This is a genomic window from Faecalicoccus pleomorphus DSM 20574 (assembly GCF_000420345.1).
Taxonomy (GTDB): domain Bacteria; phylum Bacillota_I; class Bacilli_A; order Erysipelotrichales; family Erysipelotrichaceae; genus Faecalicoccus; species Faecalicoccus pleomorphus.
Window position 1 is genome coordinate 1 of record NZ_ATUT01000004.1, and the last position, 25,499, is coordinate 25,499.

Annotated in this window: 16 protein-coding genes; 3 read left to right on the top strand and 13 right to left on the bottom strand. The window is 40.2% G+C overall.

Going from position 1 to position 25,499, the window contains the following annotated elements; genetic code table 11:
* The 5 genes from G413_RS0103040 to G413_RS0103060 all read right to left on the bottom strand — a co-directional run.
* On the bottom strand, nucleotides 1-232 hold a 232-nt coding region (locus G413_RS0103040; protein WP_022789467.1), incomplete at its 3' end, for a transposase.
* A gap of 725 nt (nucleotides 233-957) precedes the next feature.
* Entirely contained in the window at nucleotides 958-1,497 is a 540-nt protein-coding gene (locus G413_RS0103045; protein WP_022789468.1) for a DUF1697 domain-containing protein, read from the bottom strand.
* 206 nt (nucleotides 1,498-1,703) lie between these two features.
* The gene (locus G413_RS0103050) at nucleotides 1,704-3,572 is read right to left on the bottom strand and encodes a PTS mannitol transporter subunit IICBA (protein WP_022789469.1); all 1,869 of its coding nucleotides are present in this window, start codon (nucleotides 3,570-3,572) and stop codon (nucleotides 1,704-1,706) included.
* 34 nt (nucleotides 3,573-3,606) lie between these two features.
* Nucleotides 3,607-4,368, bottom strand: coding sequence for a DeoR/GlpR family DNA-binding transcription regulator (locus tag G413_RS0103055; RefSeq protein WP_022789470.1), 762 nt, complete (start codon nucleotides 4,366-4,368; stop codon nucleotides 3,607-3,609).
* Between the two features lie 39 nt (nucleotides 4,369-4,407).
* On the bottom strand, nucleotides 4,408-5,673 hold the full coding sequence (locus tag G413_RS0103060; protein ID WP_022789471.1) for a zinc-binding dehydrogenase: 1,266 nt from the start codon (nucleotides 5,671-5,673) through the stop codon (nucleotides 4,408-4,410).
* 165 nt (nucleotides 5,674-5,838) lie between these two features.
* On the opposite strand from G413_RS0103060, the gene pfkB reads away from it, so the two are divergent.
* Nucleotides 5,839-6,747, top strand: coding sequence for a 1-phosphofructokinase (pfkB, locus tag G413_RS0103065; RefSeq protein ID WP_022789472.1), 909 nt, complete (start codon nucleotides 5,839-5,841; stop codon nucleotides 6,745-6,747).
* A 56-nt stretch (nucleotides 6,748-6,803) separates the two neighbouring features.
* On the opposite strand, the gene G413_RS0103070 is transcribed toward pfkB, so the two are convergent.
* Together G413_RS0103070 and G413_RS0103075 are read right to left on the bottom strand one after the other, a co-directional pair.
* Nucleotides 6,804-7,130: a branched-chain amino acid transporter permease gene (locus tag G413_RS0103070; RefSeq protein WP_022789473.1), complete on the bottom strand. Its 327-nt coding sequence runs from the start codon at nucleotides 7,128-7,130 to the stop codon at nucleotides 6,804-6,806.
* Nucleotides 7,127-7,837, bottom strand: coding sequence for an AzlC family ABC transporter permease (locus G413_RS0103075; protein WP_022789474.1), 711 nt, complete (start codon nucleotides 7,835-7,837; stop codon nucleotides 7,127-7,129). The genes G413_RS0103070 and G413_RS0103075 overlap by 4 nt, the downstream gene beginning before the upstream one ends.
* Nucleotides 7,838-7,899: 62 nt before the next feature.
* Here G413_RS0103075 and G413_RS10810 point away from each other — a divergent pair, with 62 nt between their 5' ends.
* Nucleotides 7,900-10,404 carry a translation factor GTPase family protein gene (locus G413_RS10810; protein ID WP_022789475.1) on the top strand — a complete coding sequence of 835 codons (2,505 nt, stop codon included), beginning with the start codon at nucleotides 7,900-7,902 and terminating at the stop codon, nucleotides 10,402-10,404.
* An 11-nt stretch (nucleotides 10,405-10,415) separates the two neighbouring features.
* Here the strand turns inward: G413_RS10810 and G413_RS0103085 are convergent, their stop codons facing one another.
* Nucleotides 10,416-11,012, bottom strand: coding sequence for a class I SAM-dependent methyltransferase (locus tag G413_RS0103085; RefSeq protein ID WP_027969019.1), 597 nt, complete (start codon nucleotides 11,010-11,012; stop codon nucleotides 10,416-10,418).
* Nucleotides 11,013-11,069: 57 nt separating this feature from the next.
* Nucleotides 11,070-12,896 (bottom strand): 1,4-alpha-glucan branching protein GlgB, encoded by a 1,827-nt coding sequence (gene glgB, locus G413_RS0103090; RefSeq protein WP_022789477.1) that lies wholly within the window; start codon nucleotides 12,894-12,896, stop codon nucleotides 11,070-11,072.
* 203 nt (nucleotides 12,897-13,099) lie between these two features.
* Between glgB and G413_RS0103095 the strand changes: the two genes are divergently transcribed.
* Nucleotides 13,100-14,377 carry an L-cysteine desulfidase family protein gene (locus G413_RS0103095; protein ID WP_022789478.1) on the top strand — a complete coding sequence of 426 codons (1,278 nt, stop codon included), beginning with the start codon at nucleotides 13,100-13,102 and terminating at the stop codon, nucleotides 14,375-14,377.
* Between the two features lie 101 nt (nucleotides 14,378-14,478).
* On the opposite strand, the gene G413_RS10815 is transcribed toward G413_RS0103095, so the two are convergent.
* From G413_RS10815 to rpoB, 4 genes are all read right to left on the bottom strand, one after another.
* Complete coding sequence (locus G413_RS10815; RefSeq protein WP_276329714.1) at nucleotides 14,479-16,206, bottom strand: leucine-rich repeat protein; 1,728 nt, start codon at nucleotides 16,204-16,206, stop codon at nucleotides 14,479-14,481.
* 5 nt (nucleotides 16,207-16,211) lie between these two features.
* Nucleotides 16,212-17,084, bottom strand: a complete 873-nt coding sequence (locus G413_RS11700; RefSeq protein ID WP_022789480.1) for an Ig-like domain-containing protein — start codon at nucleotides 17,082-17,084, stop codon at nucleotides 16,212-16,214.
* A 239-nt stretch (nucleotides 17,085-17,323) separates the two neighbouring features.
* Nucleotides 17,324-21,226, bottom strand: coding sequence for a DNA-directed RNA polymerase subunit beta' (gene rpoC / locus G413_RS0103110; protein ID WP_022789481.1), 3,903 nt, complete (start codon nucleotides 21,224-21,226; stop codon nucleotides 17,324-17,326).
* 3 nt (nucleotides 21,227-21,229) lie between these two features.
* Complete coding sequence (rpoB, locus tag G413_RS0103115; RefSeq protein WP_022789482.1) at nucleotides 21,230-25,324, bottom strand: DNA-directed RNA polymerase subunit beta; 4,095 nt, start codon at nucleotides 25,322-25,324, stop codon at nucleotides 21,230-21,232.
* Nucleotides 25,325-25,499: the final 175 nt, after the last annotated feature.

The window sequence follows — 25,499 nt, forward strand, 5'->3', positions numbered from 1 at the left end:
TTCCATATTTTGTATCAAACTTTCTTTGATAGGAACCATTTCTAGAATTTTCGTTATTGGTTCTAGCGTATGGTTCATAATCAAGAAAAGCCGTCAACTCATATGCGAGTATTTCATTGAGAGATTTCTCCAACTCTGAACGAAACAGTTCAGTTACAGCCTGTTCAAAAGCTGGAAGATTGTTGTCATTAGAAAATAGGTTTTTCATTAAAGATGTAGTAAAATAGTTCATGGGTATATTCCTTTCGTAAATTGTTTTTGGTCGAACTAATTTTACTAAGGATATACCTTTTTTTCTATATTTCCAGAAAAACGAATTTACACAAGATATTTTATGCTATCAAAATTAGTAGAATTAAATAAATTGACAGAATTTCATAAGGATTAAAAGAAAATATTAACAACATATGCACAAAATTTTTTTCTATCAGTTATATATGATATAGGATTATTCAGATCCTAATTTGGATTTTTTCATTTATGCGACCACCAGCCCTTTATTGAAGGCTATAAAAAACAATCAATACGAAAATCACCATGATTCTTTTTCTTTACTTGATCATTCAAGCATGGTCTTAACGACAATCTACTACATAATCCATATAAACTTTATTTAATTATTACGTGTAGCGGCATAAAGTTATACCCGAAAAGGTATAACTGAATAAAATCAGAGATAAAATATACCCGATCGAGATGAAAAGTCGGAAAGTTTTATCAACTGTACTATTAAATTGGGGAGATAGAAATTAAAGAAATTCATGTTTCCCCTTTATTTATGCGATTTTCTAAAAAAAATCCAAATAGATTGGAAAATTATTTTTTATACTTTTTAGTTATTCGAATTGAGCTGTTCATAACTTGTTATATGCTTATGAAAAAAGAGTGGTCAATCGTAAAGACTGACCACTTTGTGCGATACTGGATATACCTGTTAAAACAGGCTTTGAAAAGCAACTACATACAAACGATTTTTCTAACTGTATTTGCTGTCCTTATCGTTAATTTTTTACTGATATTTACATTTGCCGTCTTAGACCACCAATTTGTCTTTTGATATTCTTTTCGACTAAAAGACCAGAATACAATTTCTTTGTATTCCTTTATTTTTTCCAATCCCTCTTTAGGCTCTCCGATTTCGTTATATACATCTTTGTATGTAGCAGGTGGAATGATAAAAACCAAATTGTCATAAATCTCCTTATTTTCATTTCCCCACCAGTCAGGCGCATGATGTAAAATGTCCTCAAGCTTTTCCTTCGATGTGATAAAAACAGGAATATCTAAATGAAACTGATTTTTAATCATTTCCTCAATTTGACTTGTAATCTTAATTCTATCAGTTTCATCACTTGAAAAAATCACATTGCCACTGTTCAAATAGGTTTTAACCTCTGTATAATCAAGTCTTTCAAAACATTGTTTTAATTCTATCATCGAAATTTTATTTTTACCGCTTATATTGATACCTCTTAATAAGGCAACGTATCTTTTCATGTTTACATACTCCTTCATAACTTCTAATTTATAGAGATATTATACCTTTTTTCAATATTACCAAACGGGTTTTAGGGCAAATATACAAAATGTTATTTTGCCAAATTACTAAAAAGTGTTATCTTACCAATTCATTAGTACAGTTTAAAAGCCAGAATCCTATGTCCTGGCTTAAAGTGTATATTATGATTGATTGTTTAAAATCTTTACTTTGTTAAAATCTGTAAGATCCAGTCTTTATCCTGTGTAGTCTTCATTTTTTCTAAGACCGCTTCATCTTCCAGTGCAGTACAAACTTTGGATAAAACTTCCATATGTTCCCCACCTTTACCGGCAATGCCAATGACTAGTTGTGCTTTTTCTTCACCGAATGTTACACCATCTGGATACTGCAACAGCACGATACCGGTTTTCTTGATGGTATCATCTCCATGTGTTGTACCATGCGGAATAGCCAATCCCATACCGATATAGGTCGTGACAATTTTTTCACGCTCTAACATTGCAGGTACATAATCTTGCGTAACATAACCTAATTGAACTAACAGCTCGCCGGAAGCAGTAATAGCTTCTTCTTTAGAAACTGATTTTTGTCTTAACAAAATACCATCTTTGATCAATACATCTGATGCGAATAAAGAACTTGTTTCTTCTTCTGGTTCTTCCGATGTTGCCTCTGTCACTAAGGCATCTCCTGTAGAAAGCTGGAAATACAATTCATCAAGGGCCGGATCCGCCAGGAAATTCTTAATAGTAACCAAAACCGCCTGTGGCGCACAGACTTTGGCCCGATCCTGCAGTACAGTTTGCACAACGGCAATGTCACAATCTGAAGGTATATTATCGACAGAAGTATTTGTCACTACAATATCCGGACGAACCGATTTTAATCGATTTCTAAATTTTGTTGCACCCATTGCACTGGATCCCATACCGGCATCACAGGCAAAGACAATTTTCTTCGCATTGAAAATATTTTGTGCACTGATCAATCCTTTTGCCTGTGCTTTCATTCCACTGACTTGATTTTTGGCTTCTTCCAAAGACTGTGATTTTGTACTTGTCATTTTAATGATCGGACTGGCAACCGCAAAGGATACACCGGCGCCAAGTATAACACCTATTGCGGTAGGAATGATCGCATCCTTGGGAGCCATCGACATAAACGCAATGATCGATCCCGGAGAAGCCGGTCCCTGCAAGCCACATCCCATCAATGCATAGAAGGCAATTGCACATATGTTTCCTAAAATCGGTGCAACGATCACAATCGGATTCATTAAAATATAAGGGAAATAAATCTCATGAATTCCACCAAAGAAATGAATGATGATCGCACCCGGTGCGGAATCTTTAGTTGCCTGATCCTTGGAAAAGATCCAATAAGCTAACAACACGCCGAGTCCCGGCCCAGGATTGGCCTCCAACATATACATGATCGAGCGACCGGTTTGGGAAGCTTGTTCAATACCAATCGGTGTAAAAATGCCATGATTGATCGCATTATTTAAGAACAGTACTTTGGCCGGTTCCACAAAAATTGCGACCAACGGTAAAAGGGCATGATTGATGAGAACGTTGACCCCCATCGTTAATATTGCTAAGATAGCTTCCATCAATGGACCAATCAGATAGTATCCAAAAATCGCCAGGATCATACCGAAAATGCCGACCGAGAAATTATTGATCAACATCTCAAAACCGGCTGGCATATGGCCTTCCATCATCTGATCGAATTTTTTGATGATCCATCCGGCCAATGGCCCCATAAACATCGCTGCCATCAACATCGGCTGTCCATCGACACCGCCTACACCGGCAATACATCCCATGATGGCAATCGCACCCATAACCATTCCACGATCTTTTCCAATCATTCGACCGCCTGTTGCGGCAATTAAAACCGGTAATAGATACGTTAACATATATGGTTGAATGGATGCCAGCTGCTCATTAGGAAACCATCCATCCGCTATAAAAAGGGCTGTGATAAATCCCCAGGCAATAAAAGCGCCAATATTTGGCATGACCATCGCCGATAGGAACTTACCAAATCTTTGAAGTGCATTTTTCATATTATTCTTCCTTACTAGAAAGTTGGGGAAGAGCTTATAGAATCGTTACCCCCATACTTTCACATTCTTCTTTAAATGATTCAGGAAGATGGAAATCACTGACTATGATATCGGCTTCTTTCATCGAACAGAATTGATAGGAGCCATCTTTATCGATTTTAGAAGAATCCATCAAGATCACGACCTTGCGAGCATTTTGAATCGCAATTCGTTTGACCTGTGCATCCTGATACGATTCACAAGTAAAACCAGAGTTTTTGCTGAAACAAGTTACGCCCATAAATACAGTATCAAAATTGACATGTTCCAAAAATTGAACCGCATCGACACCTGTCACTGACAAAGAATTTACATTGATGGTGCCCCCAGCTAACATACAATGAGCCTGTTTCAAACGAGACAGCTCTACTGCACAGGAAATCGAATTAGTAAAGATGGTGCAAGGCTGATCCTTTAAAACATTCGACAACATGGTTGTTGTGCTGCCAGAATCAATAAAAATTGTTTGATTTGGTTTCACCAGTTCTAACGCCTTACGGGCAATTATCTTCTTTTCTTCTGTATTTCGAATATAACGTTTCTTTAGTACATCATCATTTCCTGTAACGATTTCCAGAGACTTAGCTCCTCCATGGATACGAACCAGCTTTTGTTGTTCATCCAATGCTTTTAAATCGGTTCTTAATGTCATATCCGAGACTGAGGGAAAATGTTCCTTCAATTGATTAAACGTTACATTTCCTTGTTCATTGACATAGCGAACGATATCATTTCTTCGCTTTTCCATACCTTCCATATATAAACCTCCTGCAGCCTATCTGCAGGAGCAGACAGACTAAGCTTCTTCTTTAAAATGATGCAACAGGTATTCTTCAGCTTCCGGGCACCATAATCCTTTATTAGCTTCCACAATGTCCGCCAGCTTTCCATAACGAGAATCCTGTGCCTCTTTGGAACGCAGATCTTCCAATGCAATTAATGGCATAGAGATATGCGTATAGATCAATTTCTTTCCTCCGGGGATCTTTGGCAAATTTAATGTCGTTTCGGCAGCCGCATCCAAACCGCCAATATGTGTTACCATAACAGCCGGGTTGATTCGTCCTTGTGCCGTCAACTCCAAAGATTCTATCATATCCGCTGTATTTCCACCGGTTGTTCCCATCACATGCGTAGAATTATAATGCACATCATAGAAATTCATCTTTGCGCTAAACTGATTATCCGTTGGACCGGCAAAGAAATTCAAACAGCCATCTCTGCCTAATACGCCGCTGGATTGTTCGACAACAGCCGCAACCGGTGCATAACAGAATACATCATCAAAGCCTGTTCCACCTGTCATTTCGCGTAAATATGCCACTGGATCTTCTAATTTACCTGTATTCACAAAGTGCAAGTCAATGCCGTCTTTTTTGGCATCTTCGATTGGAAATAAATGGGCTGCCCGATCCAAACGTTCCTGATTTACATCCGTCACTACAATCATACTAGGACGAATATCACGATGCAAAGCATAGGTCAATGCGCCTAATCCCATCGGTCCGGCCCCAGCCATGATGGCAAGCTTTCCACCTTTTTTGATGCCCATCTCATGGGTATAGACGCCCATTTTTGTATGATAGGCTGCATTAAATGCCCCAATACTGCATGACATCGGTTCAGCCAGGGAAGCTTCGTAATATGCTTTTCCTTTATACTCTAACAGACATCCTAACTCCATAACTTCGGCAGGAATGATACAATATGTCGCATCACCTCCGAAAAACTCATAAGAATAACCCGGTGACCACATTGTTCCTTTGTAGTTTAGCGCCGGCTGCAGTGTAAATTTCATGCCCGGTTTAAACTTGTCTTGGTGTTTGGCGCCGACCTTGACGATATCACCGGCCATTTCATGTCCCATAATAGCCGGATGATCGGCTACATCTTCATGCACTCTCTTGTGTTTCGTTCCTAGAATAGCACATTTATAAGTGGACATACAAATGCTATCGGAGACAACCTTGACCAAGATTTCATCTTCTTTAATTTCCGGTAATTCAAATTCATCTAACCGTAAATCATTCGCACCATGTAAGCGTACTGCCTTAACTTTCATTTTAACAACTCCTTTCCCTTTTTATTGTCGTTTCAAAAGTTACAACCCTATATTATCACGATTATTCTTGTTGTCAACTGTTAAAACAACAATTTTTATTTGACTTTCAACAATTCTAATGCTATTCTGTACTTGTCAATCAGATAGATGAAAAGGAGACACATTATGATCTATACCGTTACTTTTAACCCCTCATTAGATTACATTATTCAAGTCGATCATTTTACCACCGGTCAAATCAACAAAACCACCTATGAAAAGATCCTTCCCGGTGGAAAAGGAATTAATGTAGCTATCGTTTTAGCCAATTTTGGTCATGAAAGCACAGCTTTAGGCTTTATGGCTGGTTTCACCGGAAAAGAAATTGAACATCGTTTGGAAAACTTTGGTTGTTCTTCATCCTTTATCCAAGTCAAAGAAGGACTTTCCCGTATCAATGTCAAAATGAAATCCGATGAAGAAACCGAAATCAATGGAATGGGCCCTGCTATCCAGCAGGAAGATATTGATAAACTGTTTGATCAACTCAAAGTATTAACCGATCAGGATGTTTTAGTTATCTCCGGAAGCATCCCAAAAACATTACCCGATACAATGTACGAACAAATCATAGAATATGTACAGCCGAATCACTGCAAGGTTGTAGTCGATGCCACGAATACGTTATTGATGAAAGTCTTGCGCTATCATCCATTTCTAATCAAACCCAATAATATTGAATTAGGTGAAATCTTTGATGTAACCTTAAACACGCAGGAAGAAGTCCTCCCTTATGCACATAAACTGCAGGAACTAGGTGCTCGTAATATTCTAGTATCGATGGCTGGTCAAGGAGCCGTTTTATTGGATGAGAATGGTAAAGAATATCGATTGCCGGCTCCGAAAGGAAATGTGATCAATTCCGTTGGTGCCGGTGATTCTATGGTAGCTGGTTTTATCTCCGGTTGTATTGAATCTAATTATGATTATGAATATGCATTTTTAAAAGGTGTGTGCAGTGGCAGTGCCAGCGCTTTTTCAGAAAACCTTTGTACCAAAGAAGAAGTAGAGACTTTAATGAACATCATGAAATAATAAAAAAGAAGGAGCTGTGATGGATAGTATCAAATCCATTCCAGTTCCTTCTTCGTTTAAAATACTATTTGTACCAATAACATATAAAATACTGTTCCTGTCGCAATAGACAACAACATATTTCGTTTCCAAAGATGAATACCAATCACCACAAGGATTGCCAAGAGTTCCGGAATCGCATGATTGCCACTCCATAAGCTGACATTTCTTAAACAGTAAATGATCAAAAGTCCAAATAAAGCTCCCGGTAACACTTTTCCTAAATATTGAATATATTTTGGGGTTTCTTTGTGGGCCGGAAAGACTAAAAAAGGAAGAAAGCGGGTAATCATCGTTCCCAAGACACACATGGCAACCGTTATGATTTGTTGTACAAGGCTCATACTATATCCTTCTCCTTTTCTTCCATGCTTTTTCTGGCAACACTCAAACAAACTAATATGCCGGAAATGGCAGGAATCATAAAATTATCCGCACCAAAGAATATCAACATCAACAAAGAAACACTCAATCCAATATATGAACTCAAATGGTTCTTGTCTTTTAGATACTGTTCTAAAAAGATCACCACAAACATAGCAGTCATCACAAAATCTAAACCTTCGGTATTAAACATGATCAAAGAGCCAAATAAACCACCTAACGTAGCTCCCAATACCCAATAAATCTGATTCAGTAAAGTCACAAAGAACATGAACCAGCCTGAATCCACATCTTTGGGAATATCGGCTGTATAGTTCACAGAAAAAGTCTCATCACACATACCAAAGATCAAATAGATCTTTTTCCAACCCATTCCTTTAAATCGATCCAACATGGAAATTCCATAAAAAATATGGCGCGCATTTAAGATCAAAGTGACAATAAATGCCTGCAAGGGATTAAAAGCCCCCAACAAAAAATTGACACAGACAAATTCCACACTTCCCGCAAAGATCGTCATGGCCATCAACATCGGATACCAGAAGCTAAAACCGGATACATGCATATAAATTCCATACGACATCCCCAAGAATAAGAAACCCGTCATAATCGGAATGGTATGGGGAAAAGCACATTTCAACGCTTTCATTTTTACATTTGTTTTCATGCACAATACCTTACCACCAAGTTTTTATTCATTCAATATGAAACCATGATAAAATAGAAACCATGAAACAAGTAACCGTAGGTATTTTAGCCCATGTCGATGCCGGAAAAACCACCAGTATCGAAAGTATGTTGTATATAGCCGGAAAGCTGAAAAAGACCGGGCGTGTCGATCATCAAGATGCATTTTTAGACTACGATTCCCAGGAAAGAGAGCGTGGGATCACGATCTATTCCAAGCAGGCCTTTTTCCACTATAAAGATACTGATATCACCATTATAGATACACCCGGCCATATTGATTTTTCCAGTGAAATGGAGCGTTCTTTACAAGTGTTAGATCTGGCCGTATTGTTGATCAACGGGCAAGATGGAGTACAATCCCATACCAAAACCATCTGGGAATGTTTAGAACACTATCATGTTCCTGTTTTGATCTTTGTCAATAAGATGGATATATCCTATCAATCTCAAGCTGATCTATTACAAGATCTACAGACGCATTTATCCTCGAATATCATTGATATGACATTAGATGATGCCCAAGAACAAATCTCTTTATGTGATGAAGCGCTATTGAATGAGTATTTAGAGAACAACACATTATCCAAAGACAGCTTACAAATCAGCTTTGCCAAACGAACATTTTTTCCGGTTCTTTTCGGAAGCGCCTTAAAAAATGAAGGCATCGATGTATTAATGGATACGATCATTGATTTATCTCTGGAAAAAGAATATCCAGATGAATTTGGTGCCCGCGTCTTTAAGATCACAAAAGATGAACAGGGAAATCGTTTAACCCACATCAAGATCACCGGAGGAAGCCTAAAGCCAAAACAAATGATTACAGAAACAGAAAAGGTCGATCAGATTCGATTGTACAATGGTCAAAGCTATCAGCTGCTTACACAAGCACATGCCGGTATGATCGTCAGCTTAAAAGGAATAGAAAATCTTTCTATTGGCCAGGGACTTGGTTTTGAAAAAGACAGTCTTGCCCCTTCTCTATCTGCCTATTTAAATTATCGTCTTTTGTTGCCGCCGGATAAAAAACCGATTGAAATGATGCCGGTCTGTGATCAACTGATGAAAGAAGATCCCAGTCTTGAAATCGAATATAATGAAAATACCCATCAGATTTCTTTACGCCTGATGGGCGAAATACAAATGGAGATCCTCCAAAAGAGGATTCAGGAACGCAGTGGTGTAACTGTCGGATTTGGTTTGGATCATGTACTCTATAAAGAAACCATTGCCGATAGTGTCATAGGTATGGGGCACTTTGAGCCTTTGCGTCATTATGCCGAGGTTCATGTACGACTTGATCCATTACCTCGAGGAAAAGGGTTGCAGTTTGAAAACGAAGTCAAAAGCGATGATTTAGCTTTAAACTGGCAAAGATTGATCCTAGGCCATCTACAGGAAAAAGTACATCGAGGGGTGTTGACCGGTTCACCAATCACCGACATGAAAATCACACTGATTGCCGGCAAAAGTCATTTAAAGCATACCGAAGGCGGTGACTTTCGACAAGCCACATATCGCGCTGTACGCCAGGGATTAAAAATGGCACAGTCCATCCTGCTAGAGCCGTATTATCGATTTATATTGACTTTACCATCGGAGCGTTTAAGTAAAGCTCTCTATGATTTAGATCTAAGAAAGGCAAAGGTAGAAATCAAAGAAGTCGGTTCACAACAGATGGAAATCACAGGGATTGCCCCGGTACGTACCATGATGAACTATCAAAATGAAGTCATTGCCTACACAAAAGGACTAGGAAAATTCAGTTGCGCACTCGATGGCTATTATCCTAGTGAAGAACAGGATAAAATCGTTGAGGAAATTGGATATGACAGCGAATCCGATCTCAGAAATCCAACCGGATCTGTTTTCTGTGCCCATGGTTCCGGTTTCTATGTTCCTTATGATGAAGTCCAGGAATATATGCATATTCAAACCAAGAATCAAAACACTTCCTCTTATCAGGCAGTTAAGCATACAGTCAAAGAAGAGGAACTGAAGAAAGTCTTCAACAGTCTTGGTGGGCGAAATAAAAAAGAAGAAAAGAAACCGAGAAAGCCTAAAAAGAAAATTGATTTTGATACACAGCCAAAAGAAGTTGTGCAAAGAAAAGAAGACTGCTTGATCATTGACGGCTATAACATGATCTACAGCTGGGACAATTTAAAACCTTTGGCTGCTCATAATATCGAATCGGCTCGTGATGCCCTGATCGATGCGATTTCTAATTATCAAGGCTATCGACAAATTAAGATCTTGTTGGTGTTTGATGGATATCGGGTTCCTAATAATTATGGTTCATCTTATCGACAGGGTGGATTGGATGTCATCTATACAAGAACCGGACAAAGTGCCGATCAGTACATTGAAAGAAAGGTTCATGAGCTAAAGGATAAATATCGCATCACGGTCGCAACCAGTGATGGCTTGATTCAAAATTCCATCTTAGCGAACGGAGCTCGTCGTATGTCCAGCAAAGAACTGGAAAACCAGGCATTATCGATCAACAAAAAAGCATTGCATCATCTGCAGCAGAATCACTAAATTCTGCTTGCCTACGCAATGCTTTTCTTTTGTGCCGCAAAGACCCAAAAACCTTTATCACGATTTACTTTTCGTACTGCGCATCCTTTTTCTTCCAAATACTGAATAGCGCTTTGAGCACCATGTTGTTTACGCATCACCAGCCAAAAGCGACCATCATTTTCCAAATGTTCCAAACATTCATCAAACAAGCGATAAATCACTTTTTTCCCGGTGCGAATCGGTGGATTCAATAAAATACATTCAAATTGACCTTCGCACACACCATCCTGACAAAACACATGCGCTTGTACATGGTTTTCGACTATGTTCTTTTTCGCAAGTTCAACAGCCTTTTCATTGATATCGATCATAGTCACCCGGGCATCCCATTCTTTTTGGCAAACGATACCAACAGGTCCGATACCACATCCAAGATCCAACACCGAAGAAGGTCTGTTCTCTTCTTTTAACACCGTTTCCAACAAGATCCTTGTTCCGGTATCCAATTTATCCTTACTGAAAACTCCGGAATTTGAATGAAGTCTATAAGATTTTCCGTTTATCTGAAAAGAAAGAATTTGTGGCTTATCTTGTAAGGTCTTATCATTTTCAAAATACTGACTCATGCGTTTATTATACATTGGAAAATAAAAAAGCGCCAACACTAAGTCAGCGCAATTTCTTTACTTTTCTACTTCAAAGACAACAGCTCCTAAAGCCGGTACATTCACTTCAATCATGAATGGTTGATTATGTCTAGGAATACGGATAGAGTGACATGTCTGTGGTGTCTCATTATCCCAGGTACCATGGTATTTCTTCCATTGCGTATTCAATATTTCTTTATAGACCCCTTTATCCGGCACACCGAACTGTTGGTGATCATAACCATTGGTAGAGAAGTTTAAAATAATGACATAATCTTTCTTCTCTCCTCGACGAATATAGGAGAACATATTTTGCGATTGATTATCGGCATCGATCCATTGAAAACTGGACCAGTCATAATCTTTATTCCAGAAGGCATCATTTTCGTAATATAACTTACCTAAGTCTTCAAAGAAATGTTCAAAGGCATCATGCATCGGATATTCACGCAAGAACCAGTCACAGCTCTTTTGTTCATCCCATTCACGCAGCTGTCCGATATCATTTCCCATAAAGTTCAGTTTCTTACCAGGATGCGTAAACATATACGTATATAAAGCACGTGCCTGAGCAAATTTATCATCATAGCTTCCCCACATCTTATCTACGATCGTACACTTTCCATGTACCACTTCATCATGGCTAAACGGCAAGATAAAACGTTCTGAATAGAAATAAGCCATAGAGAAAGTCACATCATAATGATGCCATTGACGATAGATTGGGTCTTTCTTTAAATAAGCTAAGGTATCATTCATCCATCCCATATCCCATTTATAGTCAAATCCAAGTCCACCATCCAATGTAGATTTTGTAACATTTGGAAAATCGGTAGAATCTTCCGCAATCAACATAATGTTTCCGTTATGTGCTTCATTCAGCATATAATTCATCCGCTTCATGAAATCACAGGCGCCTTCATTAACCCCATTGTTTTTATTGCCGTGCCAATAGATCGCATTAGAGATCGCATCCATGCGCAATCCATCAAAATGATACACTTCCAGCCAGAAATTGGCAGCACTCATTAAGAAAGAACGTACTTCTTCTTTCCACAGGTTAAAGTTTAATGTATCCCATTGGGAATTGGCATCTTCTTCTCGATCGTACTCATACGTTGGTGTTCCATCAAACAGACGAAGTGCATAATCATCGCGTACAAAGTGAACCGGCACAAAATCCATGATGACACCGATACCCGCCTTATGCAGTTCATTGACAAAACGCATCAGCTGTTTATTTGTTCCATAACGTGATGTGCTGGAGAAATATCCTGTACACTGATAGCCCCATGAACCATCAAACGGATATTCATTTAAAGGCATAACTTCTACATGAGTATAATGTTTTTGCTTACAGTGAATAATCAATTCTTCAATGATCTGGTCATAATGTACGAAGTCTTCCATATCTTCGTCCTTAATCCAGCTTCCTACGTGCATTTCATAAATATTCACTGGTGAATCAAAACCTTTGTTTCGCTTCTTCATCCATTCGTGATCTTCCCATTCATCAAATTTCAAAGAAGAAATGATACTGGCATTATTGGGTCTTAACTCACTGTAAAAGGCATATGGATCGACTTTATCGATCGTATCTCCATTTGCACGCACGACACGATATTTATAAGAATCTCCTTCTTTGGCATTTCGTATCGTGCAAGACCAAATACCCTGATCGTCTTTCTTCATGACATTCTTTTTTTCATCCCAGTTGTTAAATGTTCCGATAACGGAAATGGATTGAGCATGAGGTGCCCAAACTTTAAATTCAACAGATTTTGGTTTAACATGCGCTCCGAAAATATTATACGCTCTTAATTCTCTTCCTTCAAAAAAGGCTTTTGTCTTTTTATGGTCCATAAAACCCGAACCTCCTTAACTTCATCTTCTATTTTACAACGCTTTAAAACGTTAGAAAAGATGCTTTTTAGACAAAATGATAACGATTACACAAATAAAACAAAATGTCTAATAAAAATTGGACTCTTTTTAAGTTTCGTATAATCGTATTGAAACTCTTAAAAATCTATGGGAAAATATCTCTTGCGAAAGGGTGTTTAACTATGAATCAATCCGATATCAATTACCAAAATTATGTGAACGCATTAAAAAATGAACTGGTTCCTGCCATGGGATGTACCGAGCCGATTGCCATCGCCTATTGCGCTGCCACAGCCTTTAAAAACTTAGGTGAAAATTGTGATCAGGTTCTTATTGAAGCCAGTGGAAATATCATAAAGAACGTTAAAAGCGTGACAGTGCCGAATACGGATGGATTAAAAGGAATTGAAGCGGCCGCTGCTGCCGGCATCGTTGCGGGAGATGCCGATAAAAAGCTGGAAGTCATCAGTCAGGTAACCAAAGAACAAAAAGAAAACATCCATTCTTTTTTGAAATCGATTCCTATTACCGTTAAACCGTTAGATTCTGTCATTCCTTTAGATCTGATTGTGACGGTGCATAGTGAATCACATTCTGTTTCAGTTCGTATTGCCGGTGGGCATGATCATATCCTATGGATCAAAAAAGATGGAGAGCTCATTTTTGATGGGAAAACCATTTCTGAATCAAGTACTGTTGATCATTCCTTTATGCGCGTTAAAGATATCATTGATTTTGCCAACTGCGCAAATTTAGAGGATGTCAAAGAAACCTTGGATCGTCAGATTTCTTACAACATGGCGATTGCCCAAAAAGGAATAACAGAAAGCTATGGAGCAAATATTGGTAAGATCCTTTTAGAAAGAGATCCTGATAATCTTCTCAACAAGGCAAAAGCCTATGCGGCAGCTGGCAGTGATGCGCGAATGAGTGGATGTGAGTTGCCTGTTATTATCAATTCCGGAAGTGGCAATCAGGGAATGACTGCCAGTATTCCTGTTATCGTCTGGGCAAAAGAAAAGAATCTAAGTTCGGACAAATTATATCGAGCACTTTTGATTTCCAATCTGATTACCATGCATTTAAAATATGGCATTGGAAAGTTAAGCGCCTATTGTGGTGTTGTCAGTGCCGGTGTAGGGGCCGCCTGTGGTATCTGTTATTTGGAAGGCGGCGATCTGCATGCGATATCTCATACTTTGGTCAATGGTATCGCGATGATTTCCGGTACAGTTTGTGATGGAGCCAAACCGAGCTGTGCAGCCAAGATTGCCAGCGCTTTGGAAGCCGGTTATTTAGGCTATGAAATGTATAAAAATGGCCAGCAGTTTAAAGATGGGGAAGGTATTGTGACCAAAGGTGTAGAAAATACGATCCGAAACATTTCTTTATTAGCCAAGGAAGGTATGAAAGAAACGGATAAAGAAATCATTGAGATCATGACCGGTAATCGTTGTTGATAAAAAAACATTTTAAAATAAAAGGAACCTCTGGTTTTACTCCCAGAGGTTTTGTTGTTTTGATATGAATCAAGGAAAACTTTGTTTTGTCTTGCAATGACTTATGATTGTCTTCTTTTTAGCACAACTAGAATGCCAGCTGATAAAACCGATACAACACCTGCCACACTCGCTAGCTTTGCCCCAAACGAAGTTGCGGTGTTTGTGCCTTTGGCTTTATCCGTGTTTTTATGCGATGCAGGTTTTTGTGCTAAAGAAGATTCTTCTTTCTGATCTGATTCCTGATTATTTTGTTTATCTTGAACAGTTACCGTAATGGTCTTAGAAGCACTGGCCCCTTGAGAATCCGTTACCGAATAGGTCAATTGGTATTTGCCGGCTTTTCCCGGTTCAATGCTGCCTGATACCACCACTTTATCAGTAAGATTTCCATCTTCTGCATCCGTGGCTGATACACCATTCATTGGATCAAAACAATCTCCTACTTGCATAGTGACATCCTGGACATGGAGCACAGGAACCGTATTCGTGATCAAAGAAGGTTTAGTAAAGGCAGTATAAGAAATTTTTGCCTTGTCTAATGTTTGTTGTGTTTTTGATCCTGCCTGCACATAGATTGTATCGATGCCTTTTAACGCATTGGTTCCTACATACGTGATGTTGTTTGGAAGTGTGATTTCTGTTAATTGATTACAACTGTTAAAGGCATTTGGACATAAACTTGTCAGACTTTGTGGCAGTTTTACACGGACTAAATTGTGACATGTATTAAAAGCTTCTCTTCCAATGGAAGTTACACCATCGGGTATTGTAATTTCTTCCATGGCCGTTCCATAGAAGGCTCGTGCCCCAATTGTCTTTAAAGTGCCTGGTAATGTGATTTTTGAAAGATTATCATTGCCATTGAACGCATAATCACCAATCTTTACTACGCCTTCAGGAATCACAACACTGGTCATTTCATCATTGGACCAGAAGCTATAACTACCGATTTCTGTGACTGGTTTTTGAGCAATTGTAGATGGAATGACAAGATCTTTATCATCGCCTCGATAATCGGTAATCGTTACATTTCCCTGATTGACAGTATAAACGTAATCCCCTTCCACTCCCTCTACATGAATTGTACAAGTCGCAAAGGCCGGAGCATCTTGCCCTTCATTCTTTCCAACACTGGTTGCCGTGATGATAGCCGTTCCTTCATTCACAGCTGTCACTAAGCCATTTTCATCAACCGTGGCAACAGCATCGTTGTCTGTTGTCCAAATGAGATCTGTATTGGTTGCATCTCCGGAATACGAATTTAAACGCAACTGAAATGTATCCCCCTGTACCAATTCTTTTTCATCTTCATTCAGTCCAATACTGATAGGATAGACTTCCGGATCTATTTCCTGGTAATTGTATTTTGTTCCAATTGCTTCGATTGTTGTCGATCCTTTATTCACTTTAAGCTGAATCGATCTTTCAAAGCTGGTAGAAGTTAAACTGGTAATATTGTCGGGTAATGTGAGTGTCGTTAACGCATCGCAATCGGCAAAAGCATTTGAACCGATTTTATATAAAGACTGTGGTAAATCAACAGTACTTAAACTTGTACAATTATTAAATGCATCATTGGCAATTTCTTTTACACCTTCCGGCAATGTGATAGAAGATAAACTCGTGCAATACGCAAAGGCCCCTTGTGAGATAACCGAGATGTTACCGGATATACTCACCTGTCTTAAAGAACGATTGGCCCGAAACGCATTCTTTCCTATCGAAGTGACACTGGAAGGAATCACTACAGAGGTTAACTTTTTACTCATAAAGGCATTGTCCTGAATCGATGTTACCGTTTTCCCTGGATCGTACTTGGAATCTGAAGATCGGTTTTAGTTCCTGTGTATCCGATGATCATAACTTGATCATTCTCGATCTTATACTTTAATCCCTGATACAAACCATTAACACTGACTACACAAGTTGCGGAAGCCGGTTCGGATTGTCCTTCATTTTTTCCAACACTGGTCACCGTAATCTTGGCTGTACCGGCCCCTACAGCAGTAAGGGTCCCATTCTCGACTTTCACTACGTTTTCATCACTGGAAGTCCAAACCACTTCCTTATTTGTGATATCGGAGCCTTTATAACCCACAGAAATTTTTTCAGTTTCTCCTTCATCTAGTGTAAGTGTTGATGAAATAGATAATCCCGTTGGATAGATTTCTTCTGGCTTTTGATCTGAAACAATAATCGTACAAACCGCTTGTATAGTTGGCGATCCTGTAACAGTAGCTGTAATTTCTGCCTCTCCTTTTTGGTGGGTTATTAGATTTCCGTTGGCATCAACAGAAACAATCGAAGGGTCACTCGAACTCCAGCTGATACCCGTTGTCTTGTCCCAATTTTGTGCACCGGTAACCGCAACGACATTAAGAGCAGCAGTTTCATTCACACCCAGATTCAACAAGGTCGCATTAAGTGCAATTTTTGTTGGATATACAACCTCGTTCTCATCCAGTGTAACTGTATTTTTTGATGCGACTTCTTCTGTTTCTTCCTGTATCGTCTTTCCTTGATCTAATTCTTGTGGAATCTTTGCAATTTCTTCTTGATTCACATCAGTTTCTTGCGCTTGAACGTTCCATGGTATGCCAGGAGCGATAGAACTGAGTGCAATTAAACCCGCAAAAATGACTTTTGAACACTTTGATCTTTTCATGTTTGTCTCACAAGCAACAAAGTATCTTGTGATTCCCTCCTCTTCTTAAATACAAGCAGATTATATCGCCTCTATTTTCAAGAACAATGGACATAAAGCGTGTTTAACAGACATTTAACTCAGCATTTGATTCATCTTATTATTTATTTCAAACTTATTATATTCTCATAACATTTTTATAACATTCCTTAAGGCGATGTTTTAACCACAAAAAAAGAGAGCGAGTAGCTCTCTTTTTGTTATTCTGCACTTAATGTTGAATCGGATTCATGAATATCGATTGATTCCACATCCAGACTTGCATCCCCAAGAATGCTTTCTGCCTCAGCGGCATCTTCATGCAGGCTTGCTTCTTCATCTAAAGAATTTGCCCCTACGATCTTATCGAATTCTTCATCTTCATTTTCGTGCATACGAGCTAAACGTTTATCACGCAGCTCTTTTGCCTTTTCTTTAACCAGTTCATTTTGAGGTCGATTACCGGTACATCCCGTTCCTGCCGGAATCAGTTTACCGATAATAACGTTTTCCTTCAAACCGATCAAATGATCGACTTTACCTTTGATTGTCGCATCGGTAAGTACTTTTGTCGTTTCCTGGAAACTTGCCGCAGAAAGGAAAGAATCCGTTTCTACCGAAGCCTTGGAAATACCTAACAATACCGGTTTAAACTGTGCCGGTGTTTTTCCTGTCAACAACGCATCACGGTTGATCTTAGTGATGTTGTTCAAGGATAACTGCACACCTACATTCAAGTCGGTATCACCACTGTCGGTTACGATGACACGTTTCATCATCTGTTTAATCATAACTTCCAGGTGCTTATCGGAAATTTCGATACCCTGAGACTGGTAAACCTTCTTAACTTCCTTCAAAATGTAGTCTTGTACTTCACGTACACCGGCTACACGAAGCAGTTCTTTTGGATCTAATGGTCCTTCTGTCAAAGCTGTACCGGCTTCGATATGTTCACCGACCTGTACCCACGGACGCATGGTCTGGTTGGCATTGATCTTGTGTGAAATGCTTTCGCTTTCACTGGTAATGATAACCTCCTGACGCATTGTACCTTCAATACGTTCAATTGAAGTAATCTCACCGCTGATCTGGGCAATGACCGCTACCCCTTTTGGACAACGGGCTTCAAACAACTCCTCAACACGAGGCAAACCTTGTGTGATATCCCCGGTTCCGGAACCGGCAACACCACCGGTATGGAATGTACGCATGGTCAGCTGTGTACCTGGCTCACCGATACTTTGTGCCGCCATGATACCAATAGCTTCACCCACTTCAACATCTTTTCCGGTTGCCATGTTACGTCCGTAACACTTACGACATACACCGGAACGAGATTTACAAGTAAATACTGAACGGATATACATACCTTCGATACCTGTATCGACGATACGTTTTGCCAATTCTTCGGTAATGAACTCATCACTGGCAATGATCAGTTCGCCTGTTTTTGGATCGGTCACATCTTGTTTTGAGTAACGTCCGATCAAACGATCCATCAATGGTTCGATCACTGTATTGTTCTTGCGATCGACTAATGCTTCTACCCAATAACCGCGGTCAGTTCCACAGTCGTCTTCTTTGATGATAACATCCTGGGCAACGTCAACCAAACGACGAGTCAGATATCCAGATTCGGCTGTTTTCAAGGCGGTATCGGTCAAACCTTTACGCACACCATGTGTACTGGTAAAGAATTCGGATACGTTCAATCCTTCACGGAAACAAGAGTAGATCGGTACCTCGATAATAGAGGATACATATTCGCCCCCGCTGGATTTACCATGACCCGGTTTAGCCATCAATCCACGCATACCGGCCAACTGTGTAAAGTTAGAACGGTTACCACGGGCACCGGAACGAGCCATCATGTTGATTGGGTTTTTACGAGGCAGATTGGCTAACAATTCGTCGGCAATCTCATCCTTTACATTTTCCCAAAGTTTATTCAAATGGCGTTCCCATTCTTCCATCGTCAACATACCTTTTTTCTGCAGACGTTTTAATTCTTCGGCTTTATTACGACCATATTCGACATGCTCTTCTTTATTTGGTGCTACCTCGATATCACTTAAAGATACCGTAATACCCGCAACTGTCGAATATTTAAATCCCATGGATTTGATCTGGTCCAGAATTTCAGCTGTTTGATCAACAGAATAACGGTTGAAGACTTCGGCAATAACTTTTCCTAAATCTTTTTTCTTTACAGCCGGTGTGATTTCTAAATTTGCGATGTATTTCTTCACATCCATGCCCGGCTGTACAAAATATTTATCCGGTGTTTTTTCAAAGTTTTCCTTTGAGACTTCATTCAAATATGGGAAGTCTTCCGGGAACATTGAGTTAAAGATCAATTTTCCGACCGTTGTCACTAAATAATCATTTTCATGAATCAGATCGAAGCTTGTTTTCTTTAAGCCACGTACCGGTAAAGCAATACGTGAATGCAGATGTACCTGTCCAGTCTGATAGGCCATCATCACTTCTTTTTCATCTAAGTAAACATGTCCTTCATTAGCAGCATATGTTCTCCATTGCGCGGCTTCTTTTGGACAGTCTTTGTCTTCATAACGCTGGGCTTCTTCTTCCAACTCTTGTTTGGTTTCTTCCATGGTTAGATAGAAGTTACCCATAACCATATCCTGCCCTGGAGTAACGATTGGTTTACCATCCTTAGGACCTAAGATATTATGGCTTCCTAACATCATAACCAGGGCTTCCGCACGAGCTTCTTCACTCAATGGTACGTGAATGGCCATCTGGTCACCGTCAAAGTCGGCATTGAAGGCTGTACATACTAATGGGTGCAAACGCATAGCACGTCCTTCAACCAGTTTTGGCAAGAAGGCCTGAATACCTAAGCGGTGCAATGTCGGCGCACGGTTCATCAATACTGGATAGCCATCAATAACCTTTTCCACGACATCCCACATCTTAGGATCACGGCGTTCAATCAGTTTTTCCGCATTTTTAGGATTTGCAGCTAAACCCTGGTTCACGATTTCATTGATGATGAATGGTTTAAACAGGTTGACTGCCATTTCACGTGGAATACCACACTGATACATCTTCAGATCCGGTCCAACGGCGATAACACTTCGTCCAGAGAAGTCAACACGTTTTCCTAACAAGTTCTGACGGAAACGGCCCTGTTTACCCTTTAAGGAATGAGACAGAGATTTCAAGGCACGTCCACCGGCACCGGTAATCGGTTTGGAACGACGTCCGTTATCAATCAGCGCATCCACTGCTTCCTGTAACATACGTTTTTCGTTTTGAACGATAATGTTTGGTGTTCCTAAATCCAACAGCTTACGCAGACGGTTGTTTCGCGTAATGACACGACGATATAAATCGTTTAGATCGCTGGTTGCGAAACGTCCACCATCCAGCTGCAACATAGGACGCAGATCCGGTGGTATTACCGGAATATTGGTCAGGATCATCCATTCCGGTTCGTTTTCACTTTGACGGAACGCATTGATCGTATCCAAACGTTTGATCAACTTTTTACGTTTTTCACCCTGGGCTTTATCCAAAGCTTCCTGTACGTTCTGATATTCTTCTTCCAGATCAACATCCTGTAACAAACGAAGTACGGCTTCGGCTCCGGTCTGTGCCGTAAAAGCCTGACTTCCGTAAATCGCGATATTTTCACGATATTCTCTTTCCGAAAGAATTTGTTTATAGGCTAAGTCCGTATCCTTTGGATCAGTTACGATATAGCTGACAAAATATACAACTTCTTCCAACTGTTTTGGTGTCACATCCAACAACAAAGCCATACGGCTGGGGATTCCACGCAAGTACCAGATATGAGCCACAGGTGCTGCTAAATGAATGTGTCCCATACGTTCACGACGAACGCTGGCCTTTGTGATTTCTACCCCACAACGGTCGCAGACAACACCCTTAAAGCGCACTTTTTTATATTTTCCACAGGCACATTCCCAGTCCTTGGTTGGACCGAAAATGCGCTCGCAGTATAAACCGTCACGTTCTGCTTTTTGTGAACGGTAGTTGATTGTTTCCGGTTTCGTAACTTCACCATGCGACCACTTTAAAATGGTTTCCGGCGAAGCTAAACGTACCTGAATTGAGGCAAAATTATTGATTGACATGTATTACTCAGCCTCCTCTTCTTCTATTTCATCGGTATTTTCTTCTTCCATATCGTTGACAAGTTCTTCTTTTGGAAGCGGTTGATGTGCTACTGGCACATCATCGTCATCATCCGGGTTCAGATCAACTTCATTGTTGTTTTCATCCAACAGACGAACATCGATAGCCAAACCTTGCAGCTCGTGTACCAATACACGGAAAGATTCAGGAACACCCGGTTCCGGAATGTCCTTACCTTTGATGATGGCTTCATATGTCTTGATACGTCCCTGAATATCATCGGATTTGATTGTTAAGATTTCCTGCAGTGTATGTGCAGCCCCATAAGCTTCCAAAGCCCAAACTTCCATCTCTCCGAAACGCTGACCACCATTTTGTGCTTTACCACCTAACGGCTGCTGCGTTACTAGTGAATATGGCCCTGTAGCACGGGCATGCAGCTTGTCGTCAACCATGTGTGCCAGCTTGATCATATACATGACACCGACACTGATTCGTTCATCAAATGGCTGACCGGTCTGTCCGTCATACAATACTTGTTTACCATCGCTTGTCATCTGTGCTTCTTTCATGATGTCGGCCAATTCTTCATTGGATACACCATCGAATACCGGTGTGGCAAATTTGACACCAAGCTTTTTAGCGGCATAGCCTAAATGGATTTCCAAAATCTGTCCAATGTTCATACGTGATGGCACACCAAATGGGTTCAAAATAATATCAATTGGCGTTCCATCAGCCGTAAATGGCATATCCTCGATCGGAAGGATCTTAGAGATAACACCCTTGTTTCCATGTCGTCCAGACATCTTATCCCCTTCAGAGATCTTACGTTTCTGAACAATATAGACTTTCACACGCATATTCACTCCCGGTGGAAGTTCGGATCCATCACCGCGTTTAAAGACACGGATAGAATGCACGATACCGGCTCCACCATGAGGAACCTTCAAAGAGTTGTCACGAACTTCACGTGATTTCTCACCAAAAATAGCCAATAACAGTTTTTCTTCCGGTGATACTTCACTCTGTCCTTTCGGCGTTACCTTACCAACTAAGATATCGCCCTCTTTTACTTCGGCACCGACCATGATAATTCCGTTTTCATCCAACTTACGAACCGCACTTTCACCCACGTTTGGAATATCACGGGTAATTTCTTCCGGTCCTAACTTTGTATCACGGCAGTCAATATCGTATTCTTCAATATGAATGGATGTATAAACATCATCGCTGACCATACGTTCAGACATGATAATGGCATCCTCGTAGTTATAACCATACCAGGTCATGTAGGCAATCGTTACGTTTTGTCCTAAGGCCAATTCACCGTTTTCCATCGAAGGACCATCGGCTAAAATATCGCCTTTTTCTACTTTTTCACCAACTTCTACGATTGGACGCTGGTTGATGCAGGTAGAAGCATTGCTTCGGGCAAATTTACGCAACTGATAGGTATGTTCTTTATGATCTTCCGTTTCCACAACAATGCGAAGACTATCGACATACTTAATGGTTCCATCTTCCTTGGCAACGATTCCGACACCGGAGTCTTTGGCAATCTTGTGTTCGATTCCAGTTCCGACATATGGTGAATGCGGCTGCAACAAAGGTACGGCCTGACGCTGCATGTTGGCACCCATCAGGGCACGGGAAGCATCGTCATTTTCCAGGAATGGGATACAAGCTGTGGCTACCGATACGATCTGTTTTGGACTAACGTCAGCCAGTTCTACATCCTCACGATTGGCAATGATCGTTTCCCCACCTTTACGCACAACGACATGTTCATTGATCAAACGACCATCACGAACCTCGTTGGCCTGGGCAATCAGGTAATCACTTTCTTCATCGGCGCTTAAATACACCGCTTCTTCCTGTACGGTACCATCTTTATTGACAATACGATATGGTGTCTGAATGAATCCATATTCGTTGATCTTAGCATACGATGTCAAGTTGGAAATCAAACCAATGTTTGGACCTTCTGGGGTTTCGATTGGACAAATACGACCATAGTGAGAAGTATGAACATCTCGAACCTCGAAACCGGCACGATCACGTGTCAAACCACCAGGTCCTAAGGCAGAAATACGACGTTTGTTTGTCAATTCAGCCAATGGGTTCTGCTGGTCCATGAACTGTGAAAGCTGTGAACTCGAGAAGAATTCCTTGATAGCCGCTGTTAACGGACGAATGTTTGTCAGCTTTCTTGGTGTCAGGTTCTCCAATTCCTGAATGGACATACGCTCTTTGACAACACGTTCCATACGAGATAGACCGATACGGAACTGGTTTTGGATCAGTTCACCAACTGAACGAATACGACGGTTTCCCAACATATCGATATCATCGGTCGTACCTACACCTTCCATAACATTCATATTATAAGAGAAGAAGGCATACATATCCGACATAGTGATCGTGTGCTTATTGGCCAATGGATCATTTCCGCAGATCTTGATTTCATCGCCTTCTTTATCGATGACATAGACTTCCTGTACACAGGCACCGATCAACCATGCGGTGATTTCTTCCTGGTTGGCACGAATACGCAAGGCCTTCACAACATCCTCTTCCAGAGTATCCGGCTCTACACCTACGGTATAGCGTGGTGCTACTAATTCCATCTGCGCATCCACAATATCCTGTCCTTTGGCATTGGTCAAACGACCCAAAGCATATAAACGCTGTCCATAGTTAAATACAGACTCACTGTTTTCAGCTGTCAAAACAACCGGGCGAGCGATCAATCCACCGTAAACGGCAATTTCTTCCACTTCCTGCAGTTCTTTAACATCTTGTGCGGTCAGTACAGTTCCCTGTTCGTAATATACGCCATCCACTTCTACATCTTTCGCCAGAATTCGTCCGATCAAGCCACTGTTATAGCTTGTTGGAACGCTGACGATGTCTTCTTCATGGAATTCAGAACGGAACGGATAAGGCGTACAATATGGTCCTTTGGCAAGCTGTTCACGTAGTGCATTTCGCTGGTCACGATGAATCACCGTACCCTTTTCCATAAACACATTGCCATCGACATCCACGATATCATGCGCAAGCGTTGTACCATCCATTCGAGCAATCGCATTCAATTTTTTACGCAGCTTATAACGTCCGGCTTTTGTCAGATCATAACGACGATGATCAAAGAACTTTGCCTGCATTAACGTAATGGAACCATTTAACGTAGGAATTTCATCACTTCTCTGGTTTTCATAGAAAGACAATAAAGCTTCCTGTGTCGTCTTCACTTTGTCATTCAACAATGTGTTTTCAATTTCTTCATATTTTCCAAAGAACGCCGTATATAACAACAAATACAAGTTCATGTATTCACGATTTTCCGGATCTGTTGCGACTTCATCCCAGTTTCTTCCCATGGCCTTTAAGAAGATTTCCATCTGTGTTGTATCTGTTGTATTTTCATTCACTTCCAGATTCAAAGACATACCGATTGCTTTAAAAAGGATCGTAAATAAAATCTTACGGCGACGGTCGATTGATACATTGATTGTTCTTCCGTTTGATGTCTTCTTTTGTTCAGTCATGAATTCCAGCCAAGTTCCACGACTTGGAATCAATTCACAAGCATAGTTTTGTTTTCCGGTTTTTTCATCGTAACTTTCCGAGAAATAAGCCCCCGGACTACGCACGATCTGCGAAACGATAACACGTTCCGCTCCATTGATGATAAATGTTCCGGTTTCCGTCATTAACGGGAAGTCACCTAAATAAACTTCTTCGTTTTTCGTAACAACTTCTCCGGTGTCCGTATCAGTAATTTCCAGTTCCATTTCCGCATACAAAGGTGCTGCATAATTGCACTCTCTGTACATGGATTCTTCCGCATTATATTTTGGCTGTGCAAAATGATAGCGAAGAAAGTTCAATTTGATATTTTTTCCGTAGTTTTCAATCGGATAAATTTCTTCGAATACTTCCTGAATTCCCTGTCTGGTAAACCATTTAAATGAATTGGTCTGAATCTCAACAAGGTTAGGTAATTCCAGTTTTCCACTTACTTTGGAATAATCTCGACGTGTTGCTTTTTTGCCACATTCGAGGATGTGATACGCTTTGTTTGTGTCCATGCATGCCATCCTTTCGTTGATTTTTGTCTTGCGTCGTAGCTAAAGGCGCACTACCCCCTTAGACTATTATGCAATTTATTATATTAGCTTATAGAATGCAAACTGTCAATTCTATATTAACACATTTTCTTGACAAATTTTAAAAAATGTTCTTTCCCCGAAAAAATCGGCCTTT